This window comes from Pseudomonas sp. MCal1 (assembly GCF_026341415.1).
Taxonomy (GTDB): Bacteria; Pseudomonadota; Gammaproteobacteria; order Pseudomonadales; family Pseudomonadaceae; genus Aquipseudomonas.
Window position 1 is genome coordinate 183,385 of sequence record NZ_JAKUMP010000013.1, and the last position, 19,805, is coordinate 203,189.

The 19,805-nt window shown below is 62.2% G+C and carries 21 protein-coding genes and 3 pseudogenes; 13 read left to right on the forward strand and 11 right to left on the reverse strand.

Annotation, left to right across the window (positions count from 1 at the left end):
- Window positions 1-9: 9 nt before the first annotated feature.
- The 4 genes from codB to MKZ87_RS21930 all read right to left on the reverse strand — a co-directional run bounded on the left by codB (window position 10) and on the right by MKZ87_RS21930 (window position 4,001).
- Window positions 10-1,281, reverse strand: a complete 1,272-nt coding sequence (gene codB, locus MKZ87_RS21915) for a cytosine permease (RefSeq protein WP_085700439.1) — start codon at window positions 1,279-1,281, stop codon at window positions 10-12.
- A 174-nt stretch (window positions 1,282-1,455) separates the two neighbouring features.
- Window positions 1,456-2,268 carry an alpha/beta fold hydrolase gene (locus MKZ87_RS21920; RefSeq protein ID WP_085705203.1) on the reverse strand — a complete coding sequence of 271 codons (813 nt, stop codon included), beginning with the start codon at window positions 2,266-2,268 and terminating at the stop codon, window positions 1,456-1,458.
- Window positions 2,269-2,478: 210 nt separating this feature from the next.
- The gene (gene queD, locus MKZ87_RS21925) at window positions 2,479-2,835 is read right to left on the reverse strand and encodes a 6-carboxytetrahydropterin synthase QueD (protein WP_085577504.1); all 357 of its coding nucleotides are present in this window, start codon (window positions 2,833-2,835) and stop codon (window positions 2,479-2,481) included.
- Between the two features lie 86 nt (window positions 2,836-2,921).
- A complete protein-coding gene (locus MKZ87_RS21930) occupies window positions 2,922-4,001 on the reverse strand; it encodes a hypothetical protein (protein ID WP_085705205.1) in 1,080 nt (359 codons plus the stop codon).
- A 149-nt stretch (window positions 4,002-4,150) separates the two neighbouring features.
- Between MKZ87_RS21930 and MKZ87_RS21935 the strand changes: the two genes are divergently transcribed.
- The 4 genes from MKZ87_RS21935 to MKZ87_RS21950 are packed head-to-tail and all read left to right on the forward strand — an operon-like array spanning window position 4,151 to window position 6,770.
- Window positions 4,151-4,462 (forward strand): PepSY domain-containing protein, encoded by a 312-nt coding sequence (locus tag MKZ87_RS21935; protein ID WP_085700436.1) that lies wholly within the window; start codon window positions 4,151-4,153, stop codon window positions 4,460-4,462.
- Window positions 4,462-4,788 (forward strand): PepSY domain-containing protein, encoded by a 327-nt coding sequence (locus MKZ87_RS21940; protein WP_085700435.1) that lies wholly within the window; start codon window positions 4,462-4,464, stop codon window positions 4,786-4,788. Before MKZ87_RS21935 ends, MKZ87_RS21940 begins: the two co-directional genes overlap by 1 nt.
- A 3-nt stretch (window positions 4,789-4,791) precedes the next feature.
- Window positions 4,792-5,460, forward strand: coding sequence for a response regulator transcription factor (locus MKZ87_RS21945; protein WP_085705207.1), 669 nt, complete (start codon window positions 4,792-4,794; stop codon window positions 5,458-5,460).
- On the forward strand, window positions 5,457-6,770 hold the full coding sequence (locus MKZ87_RS21950) for an ATP-binding protein (RefSeq protein ID WP_085700433.1): 1,314 nt from the start codon (window positions 5,457-5,459) through the stop codon (window positions 6,768-6,770). The genes MKZ87_RS21945 and MKZ87_RS21950 overlap by 4 nt, the downstream gene beginning before the upstream one ends.
- A gap of 39 nt (window positions 6,771-6,809) precedes the next feature.
- On the opposite strand, the gene MKZ87_RS29130 is transcribed toward MKZ87_RS21950, so the two are convergent.
- Both MKZ87_RS29130 and MKZ87_RS29135 read right to left on the reverse strand, forming a co-directional pair.
- Window positions 6,810-7,565 (reverse strand): methyl-accepting chemotaxis protein, encoded by a 756-nt coding sequence (locus tag MKZ87_RS29130; RefSeq protein ID WP_371807414.1) that lies wholly within the window; start codon window positions 7,563-7,565, stop codon window positions 6,810-6,812.
- 102 nt (window positions 7,566-7,667) lie between these two features.
- Window positions 7,668-9,056, reverse strand: a pseudogene (locus MKZ87_RS29135) (HAMP domain-containing protein); the annotation flags it as partial.
- A gap of 215 nt (window positions 9,057-9,271) precedes the next feature.
- Here MKZ87_RS29135 and MKZ87_RS21960 point away from each other — a divergent pair.
- The 3 genes and pseudogenes from MKZ87_RS21960 to MKZ87_RS29145 all read left to right on the forward strand — a co-directional run.
- The gene (locus MKZ87_RS21960; protein ID WP_085700431.1) at window positions 9,272-10,588 is read left to right on the forward strand and encodes a Na+/H+ antiporter family protein; all 1,317 of its coding nucleotides are present in this window, start codon (window positions 9,272-9,274) and stop codon (window positions 10,586-10,588) included.
- Window positions 10,589-10,829: 241 nt separating this feature from the next.
- A pseudogene (locus MKZ87_RS29140) lies at window positions 10,830-11,606 on the forward strand (cache domain-containing protein); the annotation flags it as partial.
- A gap of 312 nt (window positions 11,607-11,918) precedes the next feature.
- A pseudogene (locus MKZ87_RS29145) lies at window positions 11,919-12,512 on the forward strand (methyl-accepting chemotaxis protein); the annotation flags it as partial.
- A 21-nt stretch (window positions 12,513-12,533) separates the two neighbouring features.
- On the opposite strand, the gene MKZ87_RS21970 reads toward MKZ87_RS29145, so the two are convergent.
- Window positions 12,534-13,469 carry a LysR family transcriptional regulator gene (locus tag MKZ87_RS21970; protein WP_085705211.1) on the reverse strand — a complete coding sequence of 312 codons (936 nt, stop codon included), beginning with the start codon at window positions 13,467-13,469 and terminating at the stop codon, window positions 12,534-12,536.
- 110 nt (window positions 13,470-13,579) lie between these two features.
- Here MKZ87_RS21970 and MKZ87_RS21975 point away from each other — a divergent pair, with 110 nt between their 5' ends.
- From MKZ87_RS21975 to MKZ87_RS21985, 3 genes are all read left to right on the forward strand, one after another.
- Window positions 13,580-14,068, forward strand: coding sequence for a DMT family transporter (locus MKZ87_RS21975; RefSeq protein ID WP_085705228.1), 489 nt, complete (start codon window positions 13,580-13,582; stop codon window positions 14,066-14,068).
- Window positions 14,069-14,071: 3 nt separating this feature from the next.
- Window positions 14,072-14,527, forward strand: coding sequence for a DMT family transporter (locus MKZ87_RS21980; protein WP_085700428.1), 456 nt, complete (start codon window positions 14,072-14,074; stop codon window positions 14,525-14,527).
- Window positions 14,528-14,596: 69 nt separating this feature from the next.
- On the forward strand, window positions 14,597-14,764 hold the full coding sequence (locus MKZ87_RS21985; RefSeq protein ID WP_085705213.1) for a metallothionein: 168 nt from the start codon (window positions 14,597-14,599) through the stop codon (window positions 14,762-14,764).
- Between the two features lie 23 nt (window positions 14,765-14,787).
- Here the strand turns inward: MKZ87_RS21985 and MKZ87_RS21990 are convergent, their stop codons facing one another.
- Both MKZ87_RS21990 and MKZ87_RS21995 read right to left on the reverse strand, forming a co-directional pair.
- A complete protein-coding gene (locus tag MKZ87_RS21990) occupies window positions 14,788-15,060 on the reverse strand; it encodes a hypothetical protein (RefSeq protein WP_085700426.1) in 273 nt (90 codons plus the stop codon).
- A 38-nt stretch (window positions 15,061-15,098) separates the two neighbouring features.
- The gene (locus MKZ87_RS21995) at window positions 15,099-15,326 is read right to left on the reverse strand and encodes a DUF6555 family protein (protein ID WP_065259393.1); all 228 of its coding nucleotides are present in this window, start codon (window positions 15,324-15,326) and stop codon (window positions 15,099-15,101) included.
- Between the two features lie 146 nt (window positions 15,327-15,472).
- On the opposite strand from MKZ87_RS21995, the gene MKZ87_RS22000 reads away from it, so the two are divergent.
- The 3 genes from MKZ87_RS22000 (at window position 15,473) to MKZ87_RS22010 (ending at window position 17,502) form a co-directional block, all read left to right on the forward strand.
- Window positions 15,473-16,252 (forward strand): AraC family transcriptional regulator, encoded by a 780-nt coding sequence (locus MKZ87_RS22000; RefSeq protein WP_170929772.1) that lies wholly within the window; start codon window positions 15,473-15,475, stop codon window positions 16,250-16,252.
- Between the two features lie 89 nt (window positions 16,253-16,341).
- Entirely contained in the window at window positions 16,342-16,515 is a 174-nt protein-coding gene (locus MKZ87_RS22005; RefSeq protein WP_085705215.1) for a DUF1427 family protein, read from the forward strand.
- A gap of 30 nt (window positions 16,516-16,545) precedes the next feature.
- Window positions 16,546-17,502, forward strand: a complete 957-nt coding sequence (locus tag MKZ87_RS22010) for a quinone oxidoreductase family protein (protein WP_085705217.1) — start codon at window positions 16,546-16,548, stop codon at window positions 17,500-17,502.
- A gap of 70 nt (window positions 17,503-17,572) precedes the next feature.
- On the opposite strand, the gene MKZ87_RS22015 is transcribed toward MKZ87_RS22010, so the two are convergent.
- Entirely contained in the window at window positions 17,573-18,595 is a 1,023-nt protein-coding gene (locus tag MKZ87_RS22015; RefSeq protein WP_085705218.1) for a purine-nucleoside phosphorylase, read from the reverse strand.
- 14 nt (window positions 18,596-18,609) lie between these two features.
- Window positions 18,610-19,569, reverse strand: a complete 960-nt coding sequence (locus tag MKZ87_RS22020; RefSeq protein WP_085705220.1) for a nucleoside-specific channel-forming protein Tsx — start codon at window positions 19,567-19,569, stop codon at window positions 18,610-18,612.
- Between the last annotated feature and the right edge of the window lie 236 nt (window positions 19,570-19,805).

Here is a 19,805-nt window from a genome sequence, read left to right on the forward strand (position 1 = left end):
CGAATCCTTTTATAGATCTTGTAGAGGGGCGGCCGCGTTGCGGGCGCCGAGCAGGCCGGTCACTGCGATATACGTTAACGCGGCAACGGCGATCCCGACCAGCGGCGCGACCCACGGCGAGCCGAACGCCGCGACGGTTCCGGCCGCGTAAGCCGCGAGCCCCGGCCAGTTGAACGCCGGTAACCGTGCGTCGGCCAGACGCGGATAACGTCCGCGCCAGCGGAAGAAAAAGTCGGCCATGATCACGCCGCCAATCGGCGGGATCACCGTGCCGAGCAGGATCAGATAAGGCACCAGCATGTCGTACATGCCCAGCAGCGCGAGCACCGTGCCAATCACCGCGCCGGCCAGGGTCACGGTCTTGCGGCGACCGGTGCGCAGCAGGTTGCAACCGGCGACGGCGAAGTTGTAGATGGTGTTGTCCTGGGTGCTCCAGATGTTCAGCAACAGCATTGCCATCGCCGCCATGGCGAAGCCCTGCAACAGCAGCACTTCGACCACGTCGGGTTGTTGATAGACGATTGCGCCATAGGCACCGATCAGCACCATCAGGCCGTTACCGATGAAAAAACCGATCAGGCTGGCCAGCACCGCGACCCGCGCCGAACGGGAAAAACGCGTCCAGTTGGTGGCCTGGGTCGCACCGCTGACGAAGGTGCCGAACACCAGCGTGATGGCGGTCGACCAGTCCAGCGAACCGCTGGGTACGACGCTGAGCAATCCGTCGAGGCCACCTACTTTCACCGTGGCGACCCACATCGACAGCATCAGCAGCAACATCATCGCCGGCACCGCGATGTACGACAGGATCTCCAGCCCGCGATAACCGACATACGCCGTGGCGCAGAACACCAGACCGAACAGCACCATCAGCCCCAGCACCGTGCCTTCGTTCAGATCGAAATATTTGCCGAGCACCACGGCGGCTGTCGCGGTGCCCCAGGCGTACCAGCCGATCTGGGTGAACCCGAGGATCAGGTCGCTGAGCTTGCTGCCGACTTCGCCAAAGCAGAAGCGTCCCATCAGCACCGAATTCAGGCCGCTCTTGAAGGCGATGTATCCGAGGCCTGCGGCGTACACGCCGAGCAGCAGGTTGCCGATGACGATGACGGCGAGCATCTCGCCGAAGTTGAACGCCACGCCGAGCTTGCCGCCGGCAAACATGGTCGCGGTGAAAAAGGTGAAGCCGAGCAGCACCATCGCCGTGGAGGCCAGGCCTTTGCGCGCGTGCATCGGCACTTCGCTGAGGGGGTAATCGTTGCCGGGATCGTTTTGCGTCATGGGGCGTTCCTTGCTGGAAAGGGGAGGACGCGAAGAGGTTGCAGCGGTCGTGCCAAACGCGATGTTGCGGGTATTTATAGACGAGACACGGATGATCGGCGCGAAAGCAGTGCATGGGGCGTCCTGCCGAACCATGTGGGAGCAGGGCCGTTCCCACAGGCGCGCGCAATGGGGTCAGAGGAACCGCTGCAGGGCGGCAACAATGGCTTCCGGCGCATCCTCCTGCACCAGATGCCCGGCATTCGGGATCGGGTGAAACTGCGATCCGGGAATCAGCTTGTGCAACTCGCGCCCGCGTTCGATGGGAATCCACTGATCCTCCTCACCCCAGAGAATCTGCACCGGGCAGCGGATCGTCGGGTACAGCGGCTGCGCTTCCAGCGTGTAGCGCTGATCCATCTGCGCGATCTGCCGGTAGAACGCTGCTTGCCCCGGATCGCCCAGCCACGGCTGTACGTAGGGCGCCAGTTCATCATCCGGAATGTCCCGGTGAATCGCCCCGCGAATATAGGTCGGGACAATGGCGCGCTGGATGTAATCCGGCAGGCCGCTGAACGCCGCTTCATGCTGGCGCACGTGCTGTACGAACGGCGAACCCCACGGCGTCAGCGCCACCGGGTCGATCAGGGTCAGGCTGCGGTAATCCTTGCCGTTGAGCAGATGCGCGCGCAACACGGTGGCGCCGCCGAAGTCGTGGGCGACCACGTCCGGGCGTTGCAGATTCCAGTGGTCCAGTAACCGCACGAGCAATTCGTTCTGCACGCCGAGGGAGACATCGGCGTCCGGTTGCTCGGATTGCCCGTAGCCCAGCAGGTCGAAGTAGTGCACGCGGTGCGTGGCGAAAAAGTGCGGCGCGATGCGGTGCCAGACGTAAGAAGAGAATGGCGTGCCGTGCACGAACACCAGCGGCGGGCCGTCGCCGCGCACCCCGTGGCGAATCTGTCGCCCGTTGAAGTCAAAGACCTGATCCAGCAGCCAGTCCGTCATGGGCCTGTCCTCTTGGCGGTTTCGAGCCAAAAAGCATAGGCGTAAAAAAACAGCCTCGGGGGCTGTTATTCAAACACTGAGGCGCCTTCTATCCCTGTGGGAGCGAGCTTGCTCGCGAAGGCGTCGTGTCAGGCAACACTTGCTTCACTGGCAAACCGCTATCGCGAGCAAGCTCGCTCCCACAGGGCTTTTCGGCGACTTCAGGATCGGTTACTCGCCGCGATAGATGCAGCCGCTGGTGCAGGTCTCGTGGATGCGGATCGCACTGAGTTCCGGCAGCAGGGGCTTCAATTCATTCCAGATGAATTTGGCCAGCACTTCGCTGGTCGGGTTCTCGAGACCCGGAATGTCGTTCAGGTAGTTGTGATCCAGTCGCTCGTACAGCGGCTTGAAAATCGCCTTGATCTCGGAGAAATCACGGATCCAGCCGGTGTGCGGGTCGATGTCGCCGCTCAGGTGAATCGCCACTTTGAACGAGTGACCGTGCAGGCGTCCGCACTTGTGGCCGTCCGGTACGTGGGGCAGGCGGTGGGCGGATTCGAAAGTGAACTCTTTGAAAATTTCCACAGTGATTTCAGCTCTGTTCAGATGGCGTTCGCCGCAGCGAATTCGGGCAGGCGGCGAGTTTACCAGCTTGTCCAGGGCTGTGCTGACTAAAGGGTCAGCAAGCGCTCGGCGAGGCGACCATTGGCAGTCAGTTCAAGGAATTCGTCGCCCAGCCGGCGGCTCTCGTCCATCGCCGCGCGCCAGTATTTCTGCCGGCTCGGCGCGTCGCCCATGAAGCGCTTGAAGTCATTACGGTCGGGAAGTTTGCCGTAGGGCAGGCGCGCCAGGTATTCCTTGGAGGGCGCGAGCAACAGCACGTCCTGCAAGCGCTCCACCGAGGCTTTGCGCCACGGCAGGGTCTTGTCGAACCAGCCCGGAATCACCCGGTCGGTGAAGTGCGGATAGAGCACGATGCCGTCGCCGCTGTAGGGCAGGTCAAGGTGATAGTCCAGCAAGCCGCCGTCGCGGAAGGTGCCGGCACCGGCGCCCGGCAGGTCGCGCACGCCCTCCATGACCATCGGGATCGAACCCGACGCCAGCAGCGCCTGACGCAGGTTTGTGGCATCGAGGGCGACGAAACGCGACGGGAAGTCATTCAGCGCATGCACCGGCGGCGCCAGACGCGGGTCGTGGATGATCAGCCGTTCGAAGTGCCGCGACAATCGCGCGCGGCCCCGCAGGTTGTCGGCGATCACCGAGCCCAGCGCCAGCCCGAGCCGGCCGCGATGGTCGTCCGCCAGCCCGCCGTGGCTTTTGACCACCATGATGTTCAAGCGGTAATGGGCGTTGGTCAGAAGGCTGGCGTCGCGCCCGTCGAGCAGGTCATCGAGCATGCGCTGCGAACTGCGGCTGACGTCGCTGATGGTCACGCCTTTGTTGAAGTTCTGCTCGGTGTACAACTGACCGAGGCGACGGATGCCTTCGGCGGCGTCCGGCAGACAGGCGCTGGCGAACCGCCAGGAACCGACCGATGCACCGATCAGCGAACGCTCACGCGGCGCGGCCGGCAACCACTCGCCGAACAACGCCAGATCCAGCCCCTGAATTCCCAGCGCCTTGGGCCCGCCGGCAGCGCCGGGCAGGGTGCCGACGTCGGCGGCGTTCAGGCCTTGGGCACGAATGCGCGCCATGGCCCGGGGGCCGGCCTTGAGGGTGAGGGACGGGAACTTGATGTGAATGGCGGTCATACCGGTCTCGATCGTTAGCAAGCGAAAGATTATAAGCACATGTTGCCAGCTCTGCAGGAGCAGGCCCGATGATGGCCATTCAGTTTCAGTTAAGTTCCCGGCGCTAAGGTGGCCACAAAGGAAGCACCACCTCACAGACGGAGATCTCCATGAAAATTCTCGCGAGCCTGTTCATCGCGTTCCTGCTGTTTGGTCTCACCGCCAACCGTGCTCATACCCGCGACCTGCTCGCAGATGAAGCCCGGAAACTGATCGACGCTGGTACCATTGTGCCGATTGAAACCGTCATGGCCACGGCCAGGGCTCGCCATCCGGGTTCGACCCTGATCGATATCGAACTGGAAAAGCGCTATGGCATTTACCTGTATCAGATCGAGCTGAAAGACTCGCAAGGTGTGGAATGGGAGCTGGAACTGGACGCAAGCGACGGGCTGCTGCGCAAGGACCATCAGGACACTTAATGAAATCGTTTTTACCTGATTCATCGACGCGCGCCACGGGCCTTCTGGCCCTGGCGCTCGTTGCATTCTGCTCGGTGACGCTGGCGCGCGACCTCAATCAGGACGAAGCCCTGCGCCTGCGTCAGCAGGGCGTGATTTTGCCGCTGGAGCAAGTGCTGCATAAGGCAATGGAGCGCTACCCCGAGGCGAAACTGCTGGAAGCCGAGCTTGAAGAGAAGCACGACGTCTACATTTATGAAGTCGAGCTGCTGACCGTCGAAGGTGTGGCTCGCGAGCTGCATTTCGAGGCCGCCACCGGCAACCTGATCAAAGACAAGGAAGATTGACCGATGCGCTTGCTTCTGGTGGAAGACCACGTACCGCTGGCTGACGAACTGCTCGCCGGCCTGCAACGTCAAGGCTATGCGGTGGACTGGCTGGCGGACGGGCGCGATGCGGTCTATCAGGGCAGCAGCGAGCCCTACGACCTGATCGTCCTCGACCTCGGTCTGCCCGGCGTGCCGGGGCTCGAGGTGCTGACGCAATGGCGCGCCGGCGGTCTGACGATTCCGGTGCTTATTCTCACCGCCCGCGATTCCTGGGCCGAGCGTATTGAAGGCCTGAAGGCCGGTGCCGACGATTACCTGACCAAACCCTTCCACCCCGAAGAACTGTATCTGCGCATCCAGTCGCTGCTGCGTCGCTCCAAGGGGCAGGCCAACCAGCCGACGCTCCAGGCCGCCGGTCTGCACCTGGACGAGGGCCGCCAGTGTGTCGTGCGCGACGGTGCCGACATTCAGCTGACCGCTGCCGAATTCCGTCTGCTGCGCTACTTCATGCTGCATCCCGAGCAAATTCTTTCCAAAAGCCACCTCGCCGAACACCTCTACGACGGTGAGACCGAGCGCGATTCCAACGTGCTTGAAGTCCACGTCAATCACCTGCGGCGCAAACTCGGCAAAAGCGTGATCGAAACCCGTCGTGGTCAGGGTTATCTGTTTGGCGGACAGGCTTCGTGAGATCGATCCAGCGCCGTTTGAGCCTGGGGCTGATCAGCGTGATGGTGATCGTCGGCCTGGTGCTGGTGCAAACCAGCCTGTGGCTGTTCGAAGTGGGCTTGCAGCGTTACCTCGAAGCGGGTCTGCGCAACGACAGTGAAAACCTGCTGGTGGCGCTGGTGCGTGGCCCGCAGGGGCTGCAACTGGATGAGCGGCACTTGTCGCCGGCGTATCAGCGGCCGTTTTCCGGGCACTACTTCCGTATCGATTTCGCCGACAGCCACTGGCGTTCCCGCTCGCTGTGGGATCAGGAACTGCCGATGCTTGAACACCCTGGTCTGCACAGCAACCTGCAATTGGGGCCGGACGGTCAGCAATTATTGGTGCTGCGTTCGGACTATCGACGGCTCGGTCAGTCGATTTCCATCAGCGTGGCCCAGGATTACACGCCGGTGCGCGAGAGCTTCCAGCGCATGCGGCAGATCGGTCTCGGCCTCGGGCTGGCCGGGTTGTTGCTGATTCTGCTGTTGCAACGCCTGACCGTGCGCCGCGCATTGCGGCCGCTGGAGAAGGCTCGTGAACAGATCGCCCAGTTGCAGCAGGGCCAACGTTCACAACTCGATGAGCAAGTGCCGGCGGAACTGGAGCCCCTGGTGGCGCAGATCAACCATTTGCTGGCGCACACTGAAGACAGCCTCAAGCGTTCGCGCAATGCCTTGGGCAATCTTGGGCATGCGCTGAAAACTCCGCTGGCGGTGCTGCTCAGTCTGGCGTCGAGTGAACAGCTCGATGCACATCCGCAATTGCGCAAGATCCTCAAGGAACAACTGGAACAGGTTCAGCAACGGCTGAATCGCGAGCTCAACCGCGCGCGCCTGGCCGGCGATGCGCTGCCGGGGGCGTTGTTCGATTGCGACGCCGAGCTGCCGGGGCTGCTGTCGACGTTGAACATGATTCATGGCGAACATCTGGATCTGAGTTACGTGGCTCCTTCGGGCCTGCAATTGCCGTGGGATCGCGAAGATTTGCTGGAACTGCTGGGCAACCTGCTGGACAACGCCTGCAAATGGGCGGATGCCGAGGTGCGGTTGAGTGTGGTCGAGACGGCTGAAGGTTTTGTGTTGAGCGTGGAAGATGACGGGCCGGGGATTCCCGAGGCGCAGCGGGCCCAGGTGTTCAGCCGGGGGACGCGGCTGGATGAGCAGACCCATGGGCATGGCTTGGGGCTGGGGATTGTGCGGGATATTGTCGAAACGTGGGGCGGGGTGCTGGTGCTGGGCGAAAGCGAGTGGGGCGGGTTGAAGGTGCAGATTCAGTTGCCTCGGCGGTGAGCCCGCCCCCACAAGGTTTGTGGTGAGCGGGCCTGAGCGTCACACGCGAAACTGATCCATCAAACTCTGCTGCTGATTCGCCAGACTATTGAGCGACTGACTCACCCGCGCCGATTCATTCGCCTGCCCCGACAGCGACTCCGTCACATCACGAATCGTCGCCACGTTGTTGTTGATCTCTTCGGCCACCGCGCTCTGCTCTTCGGCAGCGCTGGCGATCTGCAGGTTCATGTCGCTGATTACTGTCACCGCATCGCCGATCTGGCGCAGTGCGGTGACGGCCTGGCCGACCTGTTCGACGCTGCCCTGGGCCTGACGATGGCTGTTGCCCATCGAACCGACCACGTCCTGGGTACCATTCTGCAATTGCTCGATGACCTGGCGGGTTTCTTCCACCGATTCCTGGGTGCGGCGGGCGAGGTTGCGCACTTCGTCGGCGACCACCGCAAAACCGCGGCCGGCTTCACCGGCGCGGGCGGCTTCGATGGCGGCGTTCAGGGCCAGCAGGTTGGTCTGCTCGGCAATGGCGCGGATGGTTTCCAGTACCGTGCCGATCTTCTCGCTGTTGGCGGCCAGGCCTTCGACCTGCACCATGGCGGCGCTCATGTCGGCGGCGAGGGTGTCGATGCTGGCGGTGGTGCGGTCGATCACGGTCAGGCCCTGACGCGTGGCGCGGTCGGCATCCTTGGCGGCTTCGGCGGCTTGTGCCGCACTGCGGGCCACGTCCTGGGCGGTGGCGCTCATTTCGTGGGACGCGGTGGCGACCTGATCGACCTGACGGTATTGCTGCTCCATGCCGGCGCTGGTCTGGGTCGCAATCGCCGAAGACTGGTCGGCGGTGTTGCGCGCATCCTGCACCGAGCGTTTCACCTCGGCGATGATCGGTTGCAGCTTGTCGAGGAAGCGGTTGAACCAACCGGCCAACTGGCCGAGTTCGTCTTTCTTGTCGTAGGCCAGACGCCGGGTCAGGTCGCCTTCACCGCTGGCGATGTCTTCGAGCATGTGCGCTACGCCAAGGATCGGCCTGGTCACGCTGCGTGCCATCAGCCACACCAGCAACAGGCCGATCAGCGCGGCGAGTACGCCCAGGCTCAGTTCGATCAGGGTGCCCGAGGTGTTGCTGGCATCCAGCTGTTGCTTGAGCGCTTCGGCGCGTTCTACCAAGACTTTTTCCGGCACATCGAGCAGCACGCCCCACGACGGGCCGCCAGGAATCGGCTGGAACGGCGACAGCACTTTCAACTGCGCGTTGCTGTGCAGGCTGCTGACGGTTTGGCTCGACGCAAGCAGACGCAGCAGTTCGGCGCCGCTGGCGGTGTCCACGGCATCGAGACGCTGGCTGAGTTTGTTGGCGTCCGGGCTGTAACCGGCAAGCAGGCCGGCGGGGCTGATGATGCTCACGGCAGTCTGGCCGTCGTAGAGCTTTTTGCTGGCGCTCTGGCTGATTGCTTGCAGGCTGTTGAGGTTGATGTCCACCGACAGCGAGGCGATGACTTTGCCGTTGACCATCAGCGGGAACACGATGCTGGTCATCAGCACCTTTTGCCCGTCGATCACATAAAAGTAGGGTTCGATCACGCACGGCTTGAGCGTGGTGCGCGGGCAGGTGAACCAGGCGTTGGCCGCCTGGCCGCTGGGGCCGGTGCTGGTGTCGGCCATGTCGCTTTCCGGCAGGGCCATGGAGGTTACTTTGCCCGGTGTCGGTTGCGACCAGTACAGGGCGAAGCGGCCCTTGTCGTTGCTGCCTAATTCAGCTTGCCCGGCAAATAGCTCGTCTTTGCCGTCCAGCGCGTTGGCTTCGAACACCAGCGACAGGCCGAGCAGATCCGGGTTGGCCTGCAGCGCCGATTTCACCTGACGGGTCATGTCCTCACGCAGGTCGAAAGCGTCCAGAAAGCGCTTCTCGGCCTGTTCGCGCAGGAACAGCACCTGACGCGAAAAACCATGACCATATTGATAGGCGTCCATGAACTGCTGGCGAATGCCCGCCGCCTGGACTTCGCCTTGGGATTCAATGCGGGCCTGGGCCGACTCGGTGAGCATTTCCATGCTCGAAGCCTTTACCAGTTCGGAACTGTGCTCCATGCGATACAGCGAAAGACCCACCAACAGGGTCACGATACCGGCCAGGCAGAGCCCGGCGAGCAGGGTGATTTTCCATTGGATGGAAAGTTGTCTGAGCGACATGGAGACGTCCTTATTCGATAAATATCTGAGACTTTGCACTGTAACGGCCGCGTTTCGAGTTTCTTTATGGCGTAAATGCAATACGGCGAATTGACGCATGTTGTGGCCGATATGCCGTCTTCAGCAACCTGATCATGGAAAGTTACACAGTGCCGCGACCGCTCGCTTTGACACTGCGCCCGCTCTGCGGCACAGTGCGCGCCCTTCTAATAAGACCCTCTATGCAAATCCGCTGGCGAGCCGCGTGGCTTGCCGGCCGGACTCATCCTGTCTGGCGGTGGATGGCTTCACCGTCGTGTTTTTGAGGTAGTGAAATGAATGCAGTGATTGCTGCGGTCGGCGTCATGCTGATCCTCAGCCTGTCCCGGGTGCATGTAGTGATCGCGTTGATCGTCGGTGCGCTGGTCGGTGGCCTGACCGGTGGTCTGGGCATCGACGCCACGCTCAAGGCGTTCAACAGTGGCCTGGGTGGCGGGGCGACGGTGGCGTTGTCCTACGCGTTGCTCGGCGCTTTCGCCGTGGCGATTGCCAAGTCCGGCCTGGCCCATGCGCTGGCCGACAAGGCCCTGGCGATGGTCGACCGCCAGCATGCGAGCGGTGGTGGCAGCGTCAAATGGCTGCTGATCGGCCTGCTGTGGGTGGTGGCGATCGCTTCGCAGAACATCCTGCCGATTCACATCGCGTTCATTCCGCTGCTGGTGCCGCCGCTTCTCTATGTCCTGACCAAGTTGCAACTGGATCGCCGGCTGATCGCCTGCGTCATGACTTTCGGCCTGATCACGCCGTACATGTTCTTGCCAGTGGGCTTCGGCAACATTTTTCTCAACGAGATCCTGTTGGCCAACGTTGCCCGCAGCGGCGTGGACATCAGCGGCATCAACGTCACGCATGCCATGGGCATTCCGGCACTGGGCATGCTGGCCGGCCTTGGCATGGCATTCATCAGCTATCGCAAGAAGCGCGTCTACGACCTGGGGAAAATCGAGCAGGTCGAGCAGGTGGCGGTGCAATACAACCCGCGAAGCCTGTTGATCGCCGGTGTCGCCATTGCGGCGGCCTTCATTATTCAGCTGCTGCTGGACTCGATGATTATCGGGGCGCTGTCCGGTTTCCTGATCTTTTCGGCATCGGGCATCGTCAAATGGCGCGAGACGGATGATCTGTTCACCGAAGGCATGAAGATGATGGCGATGATCGGCTTCATCATGATCGCCGCATCCGGATTCGCCGAAGTGATGAAGGCCACTGGCGAGGTGCAGACGCTGGTCGAGTCTTCGGCGTCGTGGATCAATCACAGCAAGGGCATCGGTGCCTTGCTGATGCTGCTGGTCGGGCTGCTGGTGACCATGGGCATCGGCTCGTCGTTTTCGACGGTGCCGATCCTGGCGGCGATTTTCGTGCCGCTGTGCGTGCAACTGGGCTTCAGTCCGATCGCCATCGTTTGCATCGTCGGCACGGCCGGTGCCTTGGGCGATGCCGGTTCGCCCGCGTCCGACTCGACCCTTGGCCCGACCTCCGGTCTGAACATCGACGGCCAGCACCATCACATCTGGGACACCGTGGTCCCGACCTTCCTGCACTACAACTTGCCGCTGCTGGCGTTCGGCTGGGTGGCCGCAATGGTCCTCTGACTTGATTGTTGATCGTTCCCACGTCGAGGCGTCGAACCGTCCGCGTGGGAATGCAGCCCGGGACGCTCCGCGTTCCAAAGCGTGACGCAGAGCGTCACAAGAGGCATTCCCACGCAGAGCGTGGGAATGATCTGCGTCGAGCGTCCGCGTGGGAACGATCTCAAGCCCCAGCTCAACTTTTGGTTTCGCGTGCCGTTATAGCCTGTAACCACGCCAACAAAACCAAAAAAGTGAGTTCCCTATGCGCCTGAGTCTCAAGGCTAAAGTCCTGTCCCTTGCCGTCCTTCCGGTCTTGCTCTTTGCGCTGGTGATCAGCCTGACCACGCTGTTCATCCTTCAGGAACAGGCGCGCAAGGAAGTCGAACAGACTCGCGAACGCCTGCTTGGCGACGCCAAGGCCACCCTGGCCAGCTATGTCGCGGTGGCCATGACCACCATCAAACCGTTGTACGACGCTGCCGCTCCCGGTGACGCCGAGGCGCGGGCGCAGGTCATCAAACTGTTGTCGAGCATCAAGTACGGCAAGGACGGCTACTTTTTCGGCTACGACTCCGAGACCGTGCGCCTGTTCAAGGCCAACGATCCCGAAGGCGTGGGCAAAAGCTTCAAGGACAACCGCGACCCGAACGGCGTCTACGTCAATCGCGACCTGGTGAAAGTCGCGAAGGACGGCACCCACTACCTGCAATACAGCTCGCCGCTGCCGGGCAACGCGCAAGTGCTGGTGCCGAAACTCGGCTACACCGAATACCTGGCGAAGTGGGACATGGCGGTCGGTACGTCGGTCAACCTCGATGGCATCGAAGCGCAAGTGGCGGTGGTCGAGGCCAAGGTGCAGGAACGCATGCAGGGCGTGGTGCTGAGCATCGTCGGCGTGGCGGTGGTGGTGCTGCTGGTGATCGCGGCGGCGGGAATGCTGCTGGCCAATACCATCCTGCGACCGCTGACCCTGATGAAAGCCAACCTCGATGACATCGCGGCGGGCGAGGGCGACCTGACGCGGCGCCTGACCATCACCAGCCAGGACGAACTCGGCGAACTGGCCGGCTCGTTCAACCGCTTTGTCGACAAAATCCACGGCCTGGTGCGGCAAATCACCGAGATGACCTCGCAACTGACCGGACTGGTGACGCAAGTCTCGGATCAGGCCCAGCGCTCCGATCAGGCCATGGAGCGTCAACGCCACGAAACCGATCAGGTGGCCACGGCGATCAACGAAATGTCCGCCGCCGCCCAGGAAGTCGCCAAGAGCGCGCAGAACGCTGCCGTCGCCGCGCAGCAGACCGACGAAGAAGGTCAGACCGCCAAACGCGTGGTGGCCGGCAGCATCAAACAGATTCATGCGCTGGTGGACGACATCCGCAGCAGCGGCGTGTCCCTCGACAGCCTGCAACAGGACGTGTCGTCGATTGTCGGCGTACTCGGGGTGATCCGCTCGATTGCCGAACAGACCAACCTGCTGGCGCTCAACGCCGCGATCGAAGCGGCCCGGGCCGGTGAGGCCGGACGCGGGTTTGCGGTGGTGGCGGACGAGGTGCGGGCGCTGGCGTCGCGCACACAGATCAGCACTCAGGAAATCCAGGGGATGATCGATCGCTTGCAAGCGGGGACGCAGTCGGCGGTTGAAGCGATGCGCCGTTCCAGCGAGGCGGGTGACGGTACGTCGGCCCAGGCCAATCAGGCGGGGGCGTCGCTGGATGCGATGGCGGATCTGATTGCGACGATCAACTCGATGAATGCTCAGATTGCCAGCGCCGCTGAAGAGCAGACGGCGGTGGCGGAAGAGATCAACCGCAGCGTGCATCAGATTGCGGTGGCGGTGGATAACGTGGCGGATGAGACACAGTTGGGGGCGCAGACTTCGCGCAGTCTGGCGGAGTTGGGGCAGCGGCTTGGGAAGTTGGTGGGGCAGTTCCGTATCTGATGGCGTTGTCGGGACAGATCATCAGGGTCTGTCCCAATACGGCACCTCGCCAAAACACTCAACAAAGAAATCAATCACCGTCCGCACCTTCACCGACAACCGCCGGCTCCCCGGCCACAGCACCGCAATCTGCTGCGGCTCCACGCTGTTCGACACCTGATACTCCCCCAGCAACGGCACCAGCGTGCCCTCACGCACCGCTTCACCGATCAGCCATGACGGAAACATCACCAGCCCCAGTCCTTGCACAGCGGCCTGGGTCAGCGTGTCCGCGTGGTTACCGGTGATCGGGCCCTTGACTGCATACGGCGTCCACTCGCCCTGATCCTGACGGAAGAACCAGCGTTGCTGGCCGGTCGCGCCCTTGTAGGCCAGACACTGGTGGCGGGCGAGGTCGTCGGGATGCCGGGGCGCGCCGAAACGCTTGAGATACGCCGGGCTGGCCGCGACCTGAAAACGGTGCGGCGCCAAAATCCGCGCCTGCATGCTCGAGTCGTGCAGCGGGCCGATGCGGAACAGCAGGTCGGCGCCTTCCTGCAGCGGATCGATGTAGTGGTCGGTCTGCTGGATGTCCATTTGCAGCTTCGGATAGCGCTCGCACAATCGCCCGAGCCATGGCGTGAGGTGACGCTGGCCGAACACCACCGGGGCGTTGATCCGTACCAGGCCGGTCGGTTCGCTTTGCTGTTCCTGCAAGGCCTGTTCGGCCTCCTCCAGTTGCACCAGCACCAGCCGCGCGTGATGGCCGAGCATGCGCCCGGCTTCGGTCGGCGTGACCGCGCGGGTGTGACGGTAGAGCAATTGCTGGTTCAGCGCCTGTTCCATCAACTGGATCTGCCGGGAAATCGACGAGGGCGCAACACCCTCGCGGCGGGCGACTTCGGAAAAACTGCCATGGTCGAGCACCGCCACAAACAGCCTTAGCGCCTTGAATCCCAGTTCGTTGAGCCCGTGCATCGTCTGTCCTGTTGTGCGAGTTGCGCAAAAGTGTTGTCCGGATGCTCCCATTTATCGCACAGCTGCGCCAGCCGATAATCCGCGCCATCGTTTCCTTCAGAGGTTTTCAGATGCAGTCGTTTGATGAAGTGAGTGCTGCGCCGGCCCCGGTCGCCCGGCCTGGTTTGCGTTTGTTGCTGTTGCCGCTGGTGATCATGGCCGGCATGGGTTTGTCGGTGGAGGCCGGATTGCTCGGGCCCTTGGGTGAGCAGGTCGGGCATTTGTGGGCGACCTTGAGCATCTTCGGGGTCGGGACGGCGATTCTGTTTTTGTTGTTGCTGTTTGCGGGGCCACAGAAGGGGCCGGCGCTGACCGACTTGCCGCGCTGGCAGTTGATCGGCGGATTTCTGGGGCCGATGTACGTGGTGGTGTTGACGCTGGCCACGCCGCATATCGGCATCGCCATGACCATGATCGCGATTCTGTCCGGGCAGGTCGGCAAGAGTGTGCTGATCGACCATTTCGGCTGGTTTGGCGCCACGCGCAAGAAGGTCAACGGTGAACGGTGGCTGGCGTTGGGGTTGATTGTGGCGGCTTTGGTTTTGATTGCGCGGGGGTGAGTGATGAGTCTGGTTATTTTGTTGGCGGTGGTGGTGTTGGCCGGTGCGGTGTTGAGTGTGCAGGCGGCGATCAACGGGCGGTTGGGGGAGACCGTTGGGGTGCTGCGCAGTAGCCTGTTGACGTTTGCGGTCGGCGCCGTGAGTACGGGGCTGCTCATCCTGTTTTTCGAACCGGCCCAGGCGATCAGCCTGCTGGACGTACCGAAATGGCAGCTCAGCGGTGCACTGTTCGGCGTGGTGTACATGATGGTCATGGTGGGTGCGGTGCCGCGCATCGGTACTGCGGTGGCGACGGTGGCGGTGATTGTCGGGCAGTTGGGAATGGGGATGTTGATCGACAATTTCGGTTGGCTGGGCAACCCCGCCATTGAGCTGTCGGGCGCGCGGATTCTGGCGATGGTCTGCCTGGGGCTGGCGCTGGTGTTCATGTATCGCAGCAGTGTGCGGCAGGCGGACTGACAGCTTCTACACTGGTGGTACGACCTGCTCTTCAGGTCTCAGACAACCACCACCGAAGGAGTCTGTCCCATGCCAGATAGAAAATGCGATTGCCCGGGCTGTAATTGCAAGATCAAGGAAGGCGACCACGCTTATGTGGCGCACGGTAAACACTATTGCTGTGAAGCCTGCGCGCATCACCATAAGGACGGTGAAGCATGTACCGGCAAGGGATGCCACTGCGCGCATCCTAAATAACGCAAGCCATGAAAACGTGGAGCCTAGTCAGGCTCCACTTCCAGTTTCAGGCTGTCATCGTCCAGCCGTTCGACATGGCGGACAGTCCCTTGCAGCCGACGGCCTTCAACGCTGACAACGACGGTTTTGGCTTTTTCGAGGTCTTGCGGCAAGGGCGCCGGCACGCGCAGGGAGAAGCGGAAGGGATCATTTTCGACGGGCTCCAGACCCACCGGACAGTCGACGCTTCGGGTCATGCGGCCAAAGAGCGTGTCCAGACCATAGTCCAGGTGCGCCGGGCTGTTGATGGTTGTCATGTGTGTTCCCCCGAAATAATCCCCAGCTGCGCGCAAGCTTAGCTTGCCGGACGCCACGTCACGTTTTCCACGCCGAATTTTTCTGCCATCGGCTTGCTGGTCTTTTGCACTTTCTCCCGGCCGAAACGCGGGATGCGGCCGACCCCTGCGTCGCAGCTTGCCCAGTGCCACGCCTCGGTGTTGTCCATTCTGTCCGAGCGGATAATGAACGACTTGGGCGCGCCGTGAAGGGTGTATTCGATGACAAACAGTTTTGCGTTGTTCATAAAGCCGGTCTTCCTCCCTGTGGTAATAGAAGGATCGCTGGGCATCGGGAAAATTCACTCGGATTGTCCGACGGTATCTATCAATGGCGAGGGACCGGGCTGACTGGTTACCATGACGCCTTCGCCAATCCCGATGAATGTTCCACATGGCCCTCGCCGCACCTCCTGACCTCACTGACACCGATGTGCCCGTACAGCCGCTGGCGCGCACCTATCCGCGCGGGTTGTTCATCGAGCCGCACGAGCATGTCTGGGGCCAGTTGCTGTATGCGATGAGCGGGGTGATGTGGGTCGAGACGCCGCACGAGGCGCTGGTGGTGCCGCCGCAGCGGGCGGTGTGGTTGCCGCCGGGGGTGCCGCACGGGATTCGCGTGGTGTCGGATTTGCAGATGCGCAATATCTATCTGCGCCCGGCGCTGGCGGCGACGCTGGATGAGACGGTGCAGGTGATTGAGGTCGGCGGTTTGCTGCGCGAGTTGATCGTCGGGCTGGTGGCGCAAGGTGACAGCGGAGATGCCGAGTATTACGAGGCGCTGGTCGGGCTGGCGCTGCTGGAGCTGAAACGTGCAAGGCGTTCACAGCTGAAGATCCCGTTGCCGGACGATGCAGACCGGCGGTTGATGAGTCTGTGTCAGGCGGTGATGGCCGCGCCGTCGCTGGACATTCCTTTTGAGCAACATGCCGAGAACGCCGGGGCCAGCGTGCGCACCCTGGCGCGGTTGTTCAAGGAAGGGCTGGGCATGGGCTTCGCCGAGTGGCGGCGTCAGGTGCAGTTGGCGACGGCGGTGGCGGAGTTGATCCAGGGCGTGCCGGTCAGCGCGATCGCCCGTGAGCTGGGTTATTCGCCGAGCAGTTTCAGCGACATGTTCCGCCGGGAGCTGGGTGTCGCGCCTTCGCAGTTCGATGGCGGGCCGCTCGCCGGCTGATTTGGCCGAAATTCAGAAGTCCTTGGCCGGTGCCGGTCGCAGCCTTTCCCTAGACTTCGCCCATTCCCTTTGTGTGGCGGAGTGATCCCATGAATTACCTGATTTCACTGGGCGTCGGTCTGGGTGTCGGCCTGCTGTATGGCGCGCTGGATGTCCGTTCTCCGGCGCCGCCGACCATCGCGCTGGTGGGCCTGCTGGGCATGCTGGCGGGCGAGCAGTTGTGGCCGATGGGCCGGCAACTGGTCAGTGGCTGGCTGTTCTGAATCCTGTCTTTTCCTTCGGTGGAGATTTCCATGAAAGCACTGCAATTCGATAAAACCGGCGAGCTGTCGTCCCTGCGCTTCGTCGAGGTGCCGACGCCGGTGCCGGGGGCCGACGAGGTGCTGGTGCAGATCAAGGCGGCGGGCCTCAATCCCAGCGACGTGAAGAACGTGCTCGGGCGCTTCCCGTACACCACGCTGCCACGTATTCCCGGTCGGGACTTTGCCGGTGTGGTGGTCGAAGGGCCGCAGGCGTTGATCGGTCAGGAAGTCTGGGGCACCGGGCGTGAGCTGGGCTTTTTTGCCGATGGCTCCCATGCGCAGTTCGTCAAACTGCCGGCCAATGGCGTGGCGCACAAGCCTTCGCATTTGAGCTTCACCCAGGCTGCCAGCCTCGGCGTGCCTTACACCACGGCGTGGGATGCACTGGAGCGCAGTCTGGTCAGTGCCGAAACCCGTTTGCTGGTGATCGGCGGCGGGGCGGTGGCGGCGGCGGCGCTGGCGTTGGCCAAGGTGCGCGGCGCGCAGTTGCTGGCGGCAGCGCGGCGTCCGGAGCAGGTCAAAGACTTGCAGGCTCAGGGTTATCAGACGATTCAGCTGGATAAACCCGAGGATCTGGGTGCACAGGTCAACGCGGTGTATCGCGGTGGCGCCGATGTGATCTTCGACACCACCGGTTTCTGGCTGCCGGCCTCAGTCGCGGCATTGGCGCCCTTCGGGCGGATCGCGATCATCGCTGCGCCGGTGGACGGGCATGTGCAACTGCCGGCACTGGCGCTGTATCGCAAGGGCGGTTCGGTAGTCGGTATCAACTCGTTGCTGTACGGCGTTGAAGCCTGCGCGGCGATGCTCGAGCAGTTCGGCCGGTTCTTCGACGAAGACCTGCTGCCACTGCCGCAAGGGCTGGTCGAAGCGCCTCTGGCCGAAGGGCAGGCGCGCTATGCGGATGTGAATCAGGGCAGCGGTGACAAAGTGATTCTTATCCCCTGATCGTCGCTGTTATTCATGTCATCACATAGCCCTGTGGGAGCGCGTTCGCACCCACAGGGCTTTGTGGGTTTCAGGACTGCGGGACGCCGTTCTCCCACGCCGACCAGTTTTTCAGGATGTCCTGCACCAGCGGATTCCCCGTGCGATAGAGGTTTTCCAGGGCCGGCACAAATCCGCCCTGATCGGCGTACTTGAGCAGGTTGTCCACTTCGCTGCCACCCGGCGCCGGGCGGTCGAAGTCAGAGCCGGCGCGCACCACGGCGAGGCGCTGCACGTCCACCAGGCCCTCGCGGCTGGCGCGCAACAAAGCCTCGTAGGTGGAGTTGTCTTCCTGTTGGGTGGTGCAGTACTCGCCCTTGTTGTCGGTCAGCAATTTGGTCCAGACCTCGGCGCGTTCGCTCAGGCGTGTGCCGGAGAACCAGGTGTTGCCCGCCAGCGTGTCGCAACGGGTGACCACCGGCGGCTGATTGGCCGGTGCTGCCGGGTATTTCAGGCGCCATTCGGCCGACTCTTTGCTTTCGCTCAGTTTGACCTTGTGGCTCAGGGCGAAGGCCTTGGCTTGCAGTTTCGGGTTGAGTTCGAAGACTTCGGTCTTGTAGTCCAGCGGTGGTTTTTCGTTCGGGCCTTTGGTGTTGATGCCGAGGTAACCGGTCGGCCAGCTCGAGGGTGCATCGCGCGAGTCCAGTTCCCACTGGGTGCCGAATTCGACCAGATAATGCGCCCACGCAGCGGTACCGATGGTCCCGTGTTTCGGGCTGATGCCGGCAATCCCGGCAATCAGGAAGTAGCTTTTGCGCAGGTCGAATTTCGGCGACAGCGCCAGTGCCAGGGTTGAGGCGGCGGCGTTGGTCTGGCCCATGCCGGTCGTCATCAGGCACACCTGCTGCGTGTTGCAGCGAATCGTCGGGTACTCGGCCGACAGGCCCGGTACGCGGATTTCCTGCTTGAGTTCGAGGCGATCGATCCAGTGCTGTGCCTCCGGGGCGAACATGGTGATCAGCACCACTTTCGGTTGAATCGGTGCCTCGGTCGCCCACGCGGGGGACGAGAGCAGGGCGGCAGCGGCCAGTGATACACGCGTCATTGCTTTCATGTTTGCTCCTTGATTCAGAACTGATAACCGATGCCGGCGTAATAACCCCAGCCATTGGAACGTGCGCGGAAGTTGCCGTCGCCGAAGTTCAGCTCGCTGCCGTCCTCCCAGTTGCCGCCGTTGTGGAAGTAACGGCCGACCAGGGTGAAGCGCAAGTGGGTGAACGAGTACAGCAACACGTTGGTCGCCACCGTGGCATTGGCGGTGCGCGCCGGGTTGTCCTTGTGCAGGTCCGAGCCGAAATCGAAGTTGGTAAAGCCGATGTAGGTCAGCGACGCACCGTTGCTGAATTTGTCGATCGGCACGATGTACTTGAGCTGTGCGCGGTAGCCGTCCCACGAGTATTCATTGCTGGCGCCGTAGTTTTCCCACTGGTAGCGCCCGTACAGGTTAGCCGACAGATTGACCCGCGAATGGGTGTCGATGTCGGTGCCTAAACCGCTGTACAGCGTGTTGGCGCGATTCTCTTTGCGGCTGCCGTGATCGTAGATCCAGTCGAACGCCACGTACCATTCCTTGAACGGCCCGATGGCCAGGCTGCGGCCGGCGAGGTAGTCGATGGAGATGCGCGGTTCGTGCTCCATGAACACCGGCGAACCGTGGTCCCACACACCTTTGTCGTGGCTGTTGCCGATGTTGAAGATTTTCGGGATGTCGATGTAGCCGTACAGCTCGAACGGGCCCTTGCGCCCGAAATACTCGTATTCCAGGTAGATGTCGTCGGCCGGTTGCGGGCCGAAGCTGATGTCCTTGCTGCCGATCAGGGTCAGGTCCTGGTTGTACCAGTCCGACAGGTATTCGCCTTTTTTCGGTGGGCTGACTTCGGGGCTGAGGGCTTCGCCCTGGGCGGATTCTTCGGGCAAGGCAGGTTGTGCCAGTGCTGTCTGGCTGAGAACTCCGGTAACGCCGGCCAGTAGGAGGGAAACAGCAAAGGTACGCATACCGCGACGGCGGTGGCTGGAAGAAATGTGCATTCAAAGTCCTTTTTGTGGATCGGCCCCGTAACGGCGGGGTGGTGCGATTGTGGAGGCAAAGTGTCGGGATTGACGCTTCGCAAACGTTTGCACAAGTCATACCAGTTTTGCGCGCGCACCTGATGGATCCTTATTCCTGAAGGCTCTATCACAAAAGTATTAATGCCATTTAACCAATGTTCCATTGCAGGGCATCAACTAGCGTCTTTGGGGAATGAGACGGTTGGAAGACCGTC